Source organism: Mesorhizobium sp., from assembly GCF_004962925.1.
GTDB lineage: Bacteria > Pseudomonadota > Alphaproteobacteria > Rhizobiales > Rhizobiaceae > Mesorhizobium.
Window position 1 is genome coordinate 1 of sequence record NZ_SUEO01000203.1, and the last position, 11680, is coordinate 11680.

General features: G+C 63.5%; 12 protein-coding genes. 8 read left to right on the forward strand and 4 right to left on the reverse strand.

Annotated features, from left to right (window positions below; genetic code table 11):
* The 3 genes from E5W87_RS28565 to E5W87_RS28575 form a co-directional block, all read left to right on the forward strand.
* The coding region (locus tag E5W87_RS28565) for an ATP-binding cassette domain-containing protein (protein WP_292405125.1) at window positions 1-1039 on the forward strand (1039 nt) is incomplete at its 5' end.
* Window positions 1036-2004: an ABC transporter permease gene (locus E5W87_RS28570; protein WP_292405128.1), complete on the forward strand. Its 969-nt coding sequence runs from the start codon at window positions 1036-1038 to the stop codon at window positions 2002-2004. The genes E5W87_RS28565 and E5W87_RS28570, both read left to right, overlap by 4 nt.
* Window positions 2005-2236: 232 nt before the next feature.
* Window positions 2237-3217, forward strand: a complete 981-nt coding sequence (locus tag E5W87_RS28575; protein WP_292405132.1) for an ABC transporter permease — start codon at window positions 2237-2239, stop codon at window positions 3215-3217.
* Window positions 3218-3592: 375 nt separating this feature from the next.
* On the opposite strand, the gene E5W87_RS28580 is transcribed toward E5W87_RS28575, so the two are convergent.
* Entirely contained in the window at window positions 3593-4210 is a 618-nt protein-coding gene (locus E5W87_RS28580) for an NAD(P)H-dependent oxidoreductase (RefSeq protein WP_292405134.1), read from the reverse strand.
* Between the two features lie 87 nt (window positions 4211-4297).
* Between E5W87_RS28580 and E5W87_RS28585 the strand changes: the two genes are divergently transcribed.
* Window positions 4298-4678 (forward strand): helix-turn-helix domain-containing protein, encoded by a 381-nt coding sequence (locus tag E5W87_RS28585; RefSeq protein WP_292405137.1) that lies wholly within the window; start codon window positions 4298-4300, stop codon window positions 4676-4678.
* Between the two features lie 335 nt (window positions 4679-5013).
* On the opposite strand, the gene E5W87_RS28590 is transcribed toward E5W87_RS28585, so the two are convergent.
* Window positions 5014-5448, reverse strand: a complete 435-nt coding sequence (locus E5W87_RS28590) for a peptidylprolyl isomerase (protein ID WP_287137720.1) — start codon at window positions 5446-5448, stop codon at window positions 5014-5016.
* 398 nt (window positions 5449-5846) lie between these two features.
* On the opposite strand from E5W87_RS28590, the gene E5W87_RS28595 reads away from it, so the two are divergent.
* The gene (locus E5W87_RS28595; RefSeq protein ID WP_292405144.1) at window positions 5847-6806 is read left to right on the forward strand and encodes an EamA family transporter; all 960 of its coding nucleotides are present in this window, start codon (window positions 5847-5849) and stop codon (window positions 6804-6806) included.
* Window positions 6807-6950: 144 nt separating this feature from the next.
* Here E5W87_RS28595 and E5W87_RS28600 read toward each other — a convergent pair whose 3' ends face one another.
* Window positions 6951-8450 (reverse strand): ATP-binding protein, encoded by a 1500-nt coding sequence (locus E5W87_RS28600; RefSeq protein ID WP_292405147.1) that lies wholly within the window; start codon window positions 8448-8450, stop codon window positions 6951-6953.
* A gap of 147 nt (window positions 8451-8597) precedes the next feature.
* Complete coding sequence (betI, locus tag E5W87_RS28605; protein ID WP_292405150.1) at window positions 8598-9218, reverse strand: transcriptional regulator BetI; 621 nt, start codon at window positions 9216-9218, stop codon at window positions 8598-8600.
* A gap of 105 nt (window positions 9219-9323) precedes the next feature.
* On the opposite strand from betI, the gene choX reads away from it, so the two are divergent.
* The 3 genes from choX to E5W87_RS28620 all read left to right on the forward strand — a co-directional run.
* A complete protein-coding gene (gene choX / locus E5W87_RS28610) occupies window positions 9324-10262 on the forward strand; it encodes a choline ABC transporter substrate-binding protein (RefSeq protein ID WP_292405154.1) in 939 nt (312 codons plus the stop codon).
* Between the two features lie 8 nt (window positions 10263-10270).
* Complete coding sequence (locus tag E5W87_RS28615; RefSeq protein ID WP_292405158.1) at window positions 10271-11086, forward strand: alpha/beta hydrolase; 816 nt, start codon at window positions 10271-10273, stop codon at window positions 11084-11086.
* Between the two features lie 7 nt (window positions 11087-11093).
* Window positions 11094-11680 (forward strand): amidase (locus E5W87_RS28620; protein WP_292405161.1); only part of this gene is annotated, 587 nt, incomplete at its 3' end.

Consider the following 11680-nt stretch of genomic DNA (forward strand, 5'->3'; position numbering starts at 1 on the left):
TGCCGAAAAGGTGCTCGAAGTCGTGCGCCGCCAGGGCGACAGCGGCCGTTCGGTGATCTTCATTTCCCATCGCTTTGTCGAGATATCGGCGCTCTGCGACCGCGCCACCGTGCTTCGCGACGGCGAGACCGTCGGCGTCGTCGACATCGAGCCGGGCGTCGAGGAGCGCATCGTCGAGATGATGCTCGGCGCCAGGATCGAAAAAACGCGCGTGGCGGCGCGCCAGGCGAACCAGGCCGCTTCGCCTGGGGAAAGCCGTCCGCGCCTCGGCGTGGCGAACCTTCGTGTCGGCACCAAGCTCAACGACGTGTCCTTCGACCTGGCCAACGGCGAAGTCGCAGGCGTGGTCGCGCTTGAGGGCCAAGGCCAGGACGAGCTCTTCGCAGCGCTCGCCGGCTCCATCCGGCCGTCCGGCGGCACGATCGAAGTGGACGGGCAGCCGGTCCGGTTCGCGCATCCGGCCGATGCGATCCGCGCCGGCATCGCCTATGTGCCCGGCGACCGCACCGAGGCGCTGACCATGCAGCGCTCGGTGCGCGAAAACATCGCGCTCCCCTTCAGCGCCGCCTTGCGCAACTGGGGGCCGATCAACATGCGGCAGGAAGGCTCCAGGGTCGTCAACGCGATCGAGCGGCTGCAGATCGACACGCGCGCCCAGCGCGAGGTGCAGCGCCTGTCCGGCGGCAACCAGCAGAAGGTGACGATCGCCCGCTGGATCGCCGCTGAGGCACAGACCATCCTCTGCTTCGACCCGACGCGCGGCATCGATGTCGGCACCAAGCAGGAGATCTACAAGTTGCTGCGCGAACTCGCCGACCAGGGCAAGTCGGTGCTGTTCTATACATCCGAGCTCGAGGAGGTGCAGCGTGTCTGCGATCGCGTCATCGTCATCTTTGGGGGGCGCGTCGTCGATGTCTTCCCCGTCGAACTCGCCGACGAGCCGGCGCTGATGCGCGCCGCTTACGGCTTGCCGCGCGGCGCCAAGGAGGATGTCGGCATCCTTGCCGATATCCATTCAAGCCCGGTGGCGAAACCGTGAGCCGCCTTATCCGCCGCCAGGGCTGGGTCGCCGGCCTGCTTGTCCTCTTCGTGGTCCTGTTGGTGATCACCAAGCTCATCCAGCCCGGCTATGGCAGCGGCGATTTCGGCTCGCTGGTGCGCGCGGTGCTGCCTTATGCCTTTGCGGTGGCCGCCCAGACGATCGTCGTCATCGCCGGCGGCATCGATCTTTCCGTCGGCGCCATGATGGCGCTGACCAGCGTCACCGCCGCCTCGATGATGGACGGCGCCAGCGAGGAATACGCGCTTTTCGTCGTGCCGTTCGTGCTGGCCATGGGGCTGGTGCTGGGCGCCGTCAACGGCATGCTGATCGTCGTCACCCGCGTGCCCGACATCGTCGTCACGCTGGCCACCCTGTTCGTCCTGCAGGGCGCGGCCCTGCTGGTCCTCGGCGCGCCCGGCGGCGCGGTGGCCGAATGGCTGCGGGCGACCATCGTCGGGACGTTTCCGATCCCGGGGCTGCCCGGGATCTCTGCCTGGATACCGAAGGCGCTGGTGCTTCTGGTCGTGTGCCTTTGCATCATCTGGATACCGCTCAAGCGCTCAAAACTCGGCCTGTCGATCTACGCCATCGGCAGCAGCGAACTGGCGGCATTTCGCAGCGGCGTGCCTGTCGCGCGCACCAAGATCATCGCCTATGCCCTGTCCGGGCTTTTCGGCGCCATGGGCGGGCTGGCGCTGACCATGAGCACCGGCATCGGCGCCCCGATCCCCGGCCCCTATCTTCTTGCCAGCGTGGCGGCGGTGGTGCTCGGCGGCGTCGCACTTGGCGGCGGCAAGGGCGGATTGCTCGGCCCGATTGTTGCCGTCTTCGTGCTGCGGCTGGTGCGCACCGACCTGACGCTGCTGGCGATCGATCCCAACGTCACCGCAATCATCGAGGGCGCGATCATGGTCGCCGTGGTGATGTTCGGGGCGTTTATTACGATGAGGGGGCGGCAATGATGAGAGAGCATCGGTGCGCCCTTCTTCCTTCCCCCCTTGTGGGGGAAGGTGGCCTCGCCCACGGGTCTTGCCTCCGGCAAGCCCGAGGTCGGATGAGGGGTGTTCCAGAAGGCACCAACGTCTCATTCCTTCCAGCACCCCTCATCCGTCTCGGCGCTGCGCGCCGATCCACCTTCTCCCACAAGGGGAGAAGGGAACGATACATCGCGCCACCCCAATCGCGAGCAACGTCATGAGCATATCAGCGATCCAACCCGTACCCTTCGGCCGCCGCATCAAGCGCTTCATGGCCGACCGGCCGCTGATCCCGCTGATCATCCTGCTCGTCATCCTGGTGGTGATCCTGCAGATCCTGCGTCCCGGCATCGTCAACGAGCGGTGGCTCGCCAACACCATAAAATTCGCCATCCCGCTGGCAATTCTTGCCGGCTGCCAGACCATGACCATGCTGACCGGCGGCATCGACCTGTCGGTCGGGACGGTGGCGACAATGAGCGCCTTCATCATGGCGACGCAGGTCGTCAATCATGACCCGGCGGCGGCGATTCTCATCGCATTGGTGCCGGCGGTGCTGATCGGCCTGGTCAACGGCATCGGCGTCGGCGTGTTTCGCGTGCACCCGCTGATCATGACGCTCGGCACCAGCCTGATCGGCACCGGCTGCCTGCAGGTCTATCAGCGCACCGTCATCGCGTCGGGCGCCAAGATTCCGCCCTTCCTGGCCTGGCTCGGCACCGGCCTCACCTATGGCGTGCCCAACGCGCTGCTGCTGTTCGTGCCCATCGCCGTCCTCATCGTCTTCACCTTGCGCCGCACCGGCTTCGGCCGTCTGCTTTACGCGGTCGGCGACAATGAAGGGGCGGCACGCCTGTCCGGCGTCCGCTACTGGCAGGTCATCACGGCGCTCTACGTCATCTCGAGCGTGCTCGCCGGCATCACCGGCCTGCTCTATATCGGCCTGATCAAGGCGCCGTCGCTGTCGCTGGCCGAACCGCTGGTGCTGCCTTCGGTGGCAGCCGCCGTGATCGGCGGAACCTCGATCTTCGGCGGCCGCGGCGGCTACACCGGCACCATCATCGGCGCGCTGATCCTCACCGTTCTGACGACGCTGCTGACCATCCTGCAAATGCCGGAGGGGGCAAGGCGGATACTCTTCGGGCTGATCGTGCTGTTTGTCACGGCGGCATATTTGCGGATTATCGAGGACCGGTAGGGGTGAGGCTGACGCGAGCAGCTGCTTTTGACCGGTGCAGACCTACGATTTCTCCGCTCTAATGTCCGCTTGCAGATACCAATCTGCTCTTTCCGGCTCCACCTCGATCGTAACATGCGAGAGCCCATGGGTTTCGGCCAGCAGCGCCTTGTAGTGCGACGGTCGTCTCGGCTCCACGGATGCCAGCGCGATGATCGCCGCGAGTCGGTTCGGCCAGCGTCTGACGCGTCGTTTGACAGGCCAGCCATGAAAGGCACACCATGAGCCGGGGAGGGCAGCAGCTGCAAGGCAGCCCTGCCATCCTTTCCATTGCCATACCCGCTCGCATCAGACCATTCGCCGATTTCTTCGGTAGCTGACTGATTGGGTTGCGGGTCAGGCGGCACGCTCTAGTGCAGCCCGGATCTGTGCTTCGGTGGAGGCGATCGCAGCCTTGGCTGCGTCCGGGCTTACGAGTGTCCCTTCCACGCGGACCACTTCGATATCCGTCAGTCCGATAAAACCGAGAAGATGCGCGAGATAGGTGGTCTGGAAGTCTAACGGGGCGTTCCTGCCTTCCGAAAAGACGCCGCCAGTTGCTGTCACGAGATAGACTTTCTTGGCGGGCAACAATCCCATCACACCGGTTGCGTCGTAGCGAAAGGTGACGCTAGGCCAAGTGATGTAGTCAAACCAAGCCTTGAGCTGCGTCGGCGGGCCGAAGTTGATCATGCCCGAGCCAATGACAATCACGTCGGCAGCTTGAACCTCATCAACGAGGCTTTGAGCGAGATCGACGGCTTCGATCTGTTCGGGTGTACGTGTCTCGGGCGGCGCAATGCGACCGTCGATATAGGCTGCCGTGATATGCGGCAGCGGTGCCGCCCCAAGATCACGTTCGACAATTGTGCCGCCAGAACGGGCGTTGAGGCTTTCAGCAATGTCACGGGCAAATCGGGTGGAAAGGCTCTGAGGACCGCGTGGGCTAGAGGTAACGAGGAGGATGTTGGTCATTGGTGGCTCCTGGGGGAATAGGGTAGTATCAAACTGTGACCAACACTATTAAGGTAACTATTTGACTGTTCGCAAGAAGGCACATTCATGACACTCAGTGACATAGAGTTTCCTACCCCAAGCGAAGACGCCGACTGCCGTCCCGTTCGGGAGATCCTCGATCGCATTGCCGATAAGTGGAGTCTTTACATCTTCGTGGCCCTGAAGGATGGGCCGGTCCGCTTCAATGCATTGCGACGGCAGATCGACGGCATCTCGCAGCGGATGCTCACGATTACGCTTCGTCAATTGGAACGCGACGGTTTGATCAGTCGAACCCTCTTTCCGACGATCCCACCGCGCGTGGATTACGAGCTGACCGCAGTCGGCAGGTCGCTTCTCGCCCCGGTCATGGCCTTGGTGACCTGGGCAGATTCAAATCGGGATGTGATCGAGGAGGCGCGCCGGCAACATGATCAAACTAGATGATCGCTGCGGCGATATATGTATTCGGCCTCATCCCTCAAAGACTGCAAATCCCCCGCAATGCGTCGATCAGGGCGCTTCTCGTGAGGTTCTGGAAATGGCGCTACCTGTGCATTCCGGGAACGAGAAATTCGAAGGCTGGCCACTGACATCCACTGAGCGACTCGTGGCAGGAAAGTCGCATTAGATGCAGTGTCGAACCTTACGAATGTCGGCACGGTTTTGGCGATCGCCTAAGCGCGGAAAGCAGGGCGGCAGGTGGCACAAACCGCCGAAACCTCCGGCGGAAGTCCGTCACCCGAAATCATAGCCACCACGGCCTTGGCCGCATGGATACCCTACGCCGCCTGAACGATCTCGACCAGTTCAACGTCGAACACCAGATCCTTTCCGGCCAGCGGATGATTGCCGTCGAGCTTGACGCTGGCGTCGTCGACGCCGACGACCGTCACCTGCATGGGGCGCCCTTCGGAGGTTCTGGCCTGCAATCGAGTACCGATATCGACGTTGATGTTGTCCGGCACCCTGGCGCGGTCGACGGTCATGACCGCTTCGGGGCGGTGGGGGCCGTAGGCGGCGTCGGCGGGAACGGTGACGGTGCTTTTCGCGCCGACCTCCATGCCCTCGACATGGGTCTCAAGGCCGGGGATCACTTGCCCTTCACCGAGCTTGAATTGCAGCGGTTCGCTGCCGGAAGAATCGAATTGAGTGCCGTCGGCTAGACGTCCAGTATAATTGATGCGCACGGTGTCGCCATTCTTGGCCTGTGTCATGACAGTCATCCTTTGGGGTTTTTGAGGGGACCGGCCAGAGTTCACGGTCCCGTTTTCGATCATCCACGCACTAAGGTGCGCGGCGCGAAACTCTAAAACTAGGGGCTTGGCTGCCGATGTAAACCCACAATGCCGATTGAGCCACCTGCGTAAGACAGGTCGCGGAGGCCCCTGCTCCTCGATACAGGTCAGCAGGCGCCGGGCGCAGCGCAGCGAGTGCGAGCTATAGGCGCGGGGCGCTTGCAAAAATGTCGATTGCATCGCCCTCCGTGTCCCTGGTCGATGACCGCAGGGTGCGCGAAACCACCTAGCCTGCCATTTCAAAACGAGATGCAGGATCCAAGGGCGAGGGATATATTGCGTCCCCAGGCTGGCATTCACCAAGGGGAGGGCATGACATGCAGGCAGTGCCGATAGCTCATCAAGCGACGCAACCCACCGTCAGTCCCATATCCTCGATGACCGGCTACCCGGCCGCCGTCCTGTGCTGGTTTCTTTCGGCTGGTGTGTATATCGCGGCCAAATGGGTGGCGCCTGAAATGCCGCCATGGGGCCTCTGCTTCTGGCGGCTGACCCTGGCTTGCGCCATCCTGCTGCCGATAGTGCACCGTCATCACGACGCGATGATAGGGCTTGTGCGATCTCGAGCTGTCGAGGTTCTCGCTGTAGGGGCGATCGGCCTCACGCTGTGCCAAGGCATGATCTACCATGGCCTCAACGACACTGACGCAACCACGGCCGGCATCATCATGGCGCTATCTCCTGTCATGACGATGGTGCTCGCCCGTTTTGTGCTTGGCGAGCCGCTCGGGCTTTGGAAGTCGCTTGGCGCGCTGGTTGCGCTCGCCGGGATGATTTTCATCGTCGCGCATGGGGACCTGACGGCGCTGCTTCAGCTCAAGTTCAACGCTGGCGAGTTGTGGATCGTTGGCAGTGCGTTCTGCTGGGGCCTGTACACCGTGCTTTTGCGCCGTGCCAAGTTCGGCATCGAACTCTTGCCGATGGTCGTGCTGCTGCTCGGCGCCGGCGCGCTGGTCGCCTTGCCTTTCCATCTATGGGAATTGTTCAACGACGAACGCTCCACCATGGACGTCGATAGCATTCTCGCGCTCGCCTATCTGGCAGGACCGGGCGGCGCCTTGATGTACTATCTCTACAACAAAAGCGTGGAAACGCTTGGCGCGAGCCGGGCGAGCATGCTGCTCTATTTGCAGACAGTGTTCGTCGCCATACTTGCCTATCTGTTGCTCGGCAAGGGCTTGCACGACTACGATCTGGTCGGCGCTGCCTTTATCGTCGCTGGCATCGTGCTCGCTACTGTGCTCAAGCCGGGGCCGGGCCCCGCACGCGTCGCGTAGAAATCTTCCGGGTGGCTGGGGCGAGGAATTGGCCGTTCCGGAGTGTCTGCTTATGGGCGTAAAGCAGGCATGGCCGCTGTGTCTACCATCGACTATACCAGCAGCTTGAAGAAGGGCTCTTCCTCCCGCGCACTCTTCATCACCTTACACAGCCAAAGTCCCCTGCTCCGCCCCTTCGGCTTTGGGGTCGCCCGGGGCCGTTGCCCAGGCGAGTTCGACGAGCGTCACGGTACGCCGGCCAAGCCCGTCAAGCTGGCAGACGATGAGGCCCTGCTCCTCGATGTACGTCAGCAGGCGCCGGGCGCGGCGCAGCGAGTGCGAGCCGTAGGCGCGGGCGATCGCTGCGTCGCTGGGGCAGGGCCAGCCCTCCTTCGCCGCGCGGGCGATCATCATGAACACGCCTTGCATATCCTCGGGCAGCAGCGAGGCGCGCACCGAGACGTCCTGCCACGCGTCGTCGCCTGCCATGTCGGAGCCCAGGCCGGCGCGGGCGCGCGTCAGCATGCGGCGGAAGGCGGGCAGGTCCGGCACGACCGAGGCGAGACCCTCGATCCGGCAGCGGACCACGAACTCCTGATAAAGCACGCCGATGACGCGGAAGCCCGCGTCGGGCTGCGCCAGCACGGCGCGCAAGACCCGGTCCACCCGCTCACGCCGCTCCGCCAAATCCTCGGCGCTGATTGGCGGCTCCACCGGTTCGGGGCGGATTTCCAGCGCCGCCGACTTTGCCGCCATCAGCTGATCGAGCAGGTCCGGCGACGACCGGCGCTGCGGCCGCACTGTCTCGGGCGGCGGGGCTGCCAGGATGATGGCGCGTGCGTCCTCAAGGGCGGCTTCCGGCAGCGGCATCAGCCGCGGGGTGCCGTTGCGCGGACTTGTGTCCGTCGGGCCGATGCGCAGGCCAAGCGGACGGCGCGACAGCGCCGGGCCCAGCGCCATGAATTGCCCGCGCTCCAGGTCACGAAAAGCCTCGGCCTGTCGCCGCTCCATGCCGAGAAGATCGGCGGCGCGCGCCATGTCGATATCGAGAAAAGTCCGGCCCATGAGGAAATTGGACGCCTCGGCCGCGACGTTCTTGGCGAGCTTGGCCAGCCGCTGGGTGGCGATGATCCCGGCCAGCCCGCGTTTGCGGCCACGGCACATCAAATTGGTCATGGCGCCGAGCGAGAGCTTGCGCGCCTCGTCCGACACCTCGCCCGCGACCGCCGGCGCAAAGAGCTGCGCCTCGTCCACCACCACCAGCATCGGGTACCAGTGGTCGCGGGCGACCTCGAACAGCCCGCCGAGGAAGGCAGCAGCGCGCCGCATCTGGTTCTCGGCGTCGAGCCCTTCGAGATTGAGCACCGTGGAGACGCGGTGGATGCGCGCCCGCTCGCCGGCGCTCTGCAGGCCGCGCTCGGTATGCTCCTCGGCATCGATCACCAAATGGCCGAAACGGTCGCCCAGCGATACGAAATCACCTTCGGGGTCGATGATGGTCTGCTGCACCCAGGGGGCGCTCTGCTCCAGCAGCCGGCGCAGCAGATGGGATTTGCCGGAGCCCGAATTGCCCTGCACCAAAAGGCGGGTCGCCAGCAGCTCCTCAAGATCCAGTGCCGCCGGGGCGCCCGCGGTCGTGTGGCCCATCTCGATCGCAACGGTCATGTCTCGACTCTCCTTGGGGAGAGGGCTTATCAACCGCATCGCGGCCCGTCGAGCGCGCATGGCCGACCGCTCGCTGTTGCGCACAGTTGTGCGAACGCTGTCTGCCCGGATGGAGCGGTAGCTATCCGGTGCCGGCTAGCTGGCCTTCTAGACGCCGACTGATGCGGGCCGCGTAGCCGGCGGCAATTCGGCACTTGCCAGTCGCGCGGCGACATAGTCCTTGACCTGACGCAGCGCGTAGTCGCGCGAAACGCTGCCGGGTTGCAGGCCAAGCCGCAGCCATAGTCCGTCGATCAGCGTGGTGATGCCGAAAGCGATATCGTTCGCGTCAGCCTCGACGACAAGACTGCGCAGGCCGGACAGCAAATTCGAACGCATCCGGCTGTGGATCACGCGCTGAATGCGTTTCAATTTCTCGTCGCGCGGCACCTCCGCGCATAGCGAGAGCCACGCGTGACAAAGCGACGGCTGGAAGAAATGCAGCTCGAAATTGCCGTCGATCACAGCGTCGAGCCTTTCCATAGGCGTATGCGCGCCTTTCAGCCGTGCCACCACCGCATCACGCAGCACTAGGTTCGACTCGCGCATCGCATGTTCGAACAGCTCTCGCTTATCCCTAAAATAATGCAGGACAATGCCTTTCGACGCGCCGGCCTGCGCCGCGACCTTTTCGATCGTCGCGCCGGCTATGCCTTCCCGCTGAAGCACGGCGAATGCTGCCTGGCGCAGCTCCTTGCGGCGGATGTCGCTGAGGCGAGTGAGTTTCATGATTGTTCCCGATGCAAAAGCATATTGACATTCTAGTCCACCGAGATCAAGAATTGACCAGTGGGATAATAATCAGACCAGATGGTCAACACGGGAGATATCAGAATGCTTCGCACCTTCTTTCTCAGCATGCCCTTGTGTGTCCTGGCGCTTGCGCCGCAGGCGAGCCAGGCCGCGGAACCGGAACAATGCAGAGCCGTCCGCATGGCCGAGCCTGGCTGGAACGATCTTGCCTTCACCACCGGTGTCGCCTCCGTCCTGTTCGACGCTCTCGGCTACAAGCCGCAGAGCACCCTGCTTGGCATAGACGTCATCTATGCCGCCCTTAAGAACAATGATCTCGATGTCTTCCTCGGTTATTGGGACCCGGCCATGGTCGCAAATTTCGCCCCGTACAAGCAGGATGGCTCGGTCGAAACCGTGCGCATCAATCTCGAAGGCGCCAAATACACATTCGCCGTTCCAACCTATGTCTGGGAAGCAGGCGTCAAGGACGTGGCCGACCTGCAGAAGTTCGCCGACAAATTCGGAAGCAAGATGTATGGCATCGAACCTGGATCGAACCAGTTGATGATGGACGCCATCGCCGACCCGAGCCTGGGTCTGAACGGATGGGAAGTCGTCGAGTCGAGCGAAGCCGGCATGTTGTCGGAGGTCGGATATCGGATAAAGGAAAAGAACTTCATCGTCTTCCAGGGGTGGGCGCCGCATCCGATGAACACGATGTACGACTTCAAATATCTGACCGGCGGCGACAAATTCTACGGTCCGAATTTTGGCGCGGCGACCGTCAGCACCCAGGTGCGCAAGGGCTATCTGGAAGCCTGCCCGAACGCAGCACAGCTGCTGAAGAACCTCAGCTTCGACATCGCCTTCGAGAATACCGGCATGGGCTACCTGATCAATGACGGCATGGCGCCGCTCGATGCCGCGCAGAAGGCGATATCGGAAAACACGGGAAGGCTCGACGCCTGGCTGCAAGGCGTTGCCACCTTCGACGGCAAGCCGGCGCTCGACGCCGTGAAGGCAAAGCTCGGCCTGTGACGTCTGCAATGCAGGAGGGATGGGCCGGCCGCAAGCGAATGGTCGCTGCCGACGGGACCGCCATGGCCTATATCGAGATCGGCGGCGCCGAGCCGCCGCTTGTCCTCATCCACGGCTTTACCGACACGAGCCGCAGTTTTTCGCTGCTCGTTCCCCATCTGGAAGGCCGCCGCCTGATCATCCCGGACCTGCGCGGGCACGGCGCCTCGCAGGCCGGGACGAGCGGCTTCGGGCCGGCCGATTTCGCCGACGACCTTGCCGCGCTCATTGCCAGGCTGCAGCTCGTGCGGCCGGTTCTGGTGGGGCATTCGCTGGGCAGCATGATTGCCATCGAAACGGTCTCTCGGCATCCGGCTTTGGCCGGCGGGCTGGTGCTGCTTGCGGGCACGCTGCAGCCCGAAATCCCCGATGCGCATCCGATGGTCGTCGGGGTGCAATCGCTGCGTGACCCGATATCGCCGACGGACCCGTTCTATGCCTATTGGCACGCCTGCGAGGCGGATGTTCCACGCGACTTCCTCGCAATGGCGGCGGCAGAGGCGTCGACCATGCCGGCGCCACGCTGGCGCGCCATACTGGACCAGGTGCGCCGCACCGATCTCACGGCGGCTGCGCGATGCGTCACGGTCGATACGCTGATCGTAAACGGCGGACGCGACCCCCTGTTCGACAGTATGCATCGGCAGCGGCTGGTGGAAGCCTTTCCCACCGCCGCAGTCGTTGACGCCGCCGATTGTGGCCACAACCCGCACTGGGAGAATCCGGCCCTGATCGCCCAGCTGATCACTGCACACTTTCCGGCACACAGAGAGCCAGGCACATGAGCCAGCCATGAAGTTGTCGGAATATGCGGCGCTCGATGCCGTTGCGCTGTCCGAACATGTTCGCTCCGGCGACCTGTCCGCCATTGAGGTCGTCGAGGCGGCAATCGAGGCGATCGCAAAGATCAATCCTGTCCTCAATGCCGTGACCCTGATCGATGCCGAAGGCGCGCGTTCCAGCGCAAGGAGCCTGGACCGGCACGCCCATTTAGCCGGCGTTCCATTTCTCATAAAGGATACCGGTATCCACACGGCGGACTGGCCGACAACGCATTCCTCTGCCTATTTCAGGGATGCCGCGCCCAAGCCCGATAGCGAGATCGTTCGGCGATGGCGGACGGCCGGCCTGGTCTTGCTGGGAAAAACGAACACGCCGGAATATGCCAACGACTTCGTGACCGAGCCGGCCTTCCGTGGGCCGACACTCAATCCCTGGGATCTGACGATCACGGCTGGCGGGTCAAGCGGTGGGGCTGCTGCCGCCGTCGCAAGCGGCATGGTGCCCGTAGCGCATGGCTCCGATATTGGCGGATCGATCCGCGTGCCGGCGGCCTGTTGCGGCTTGTTCGGCCTGAAGCCTTCCCGCGCCCTAAATCC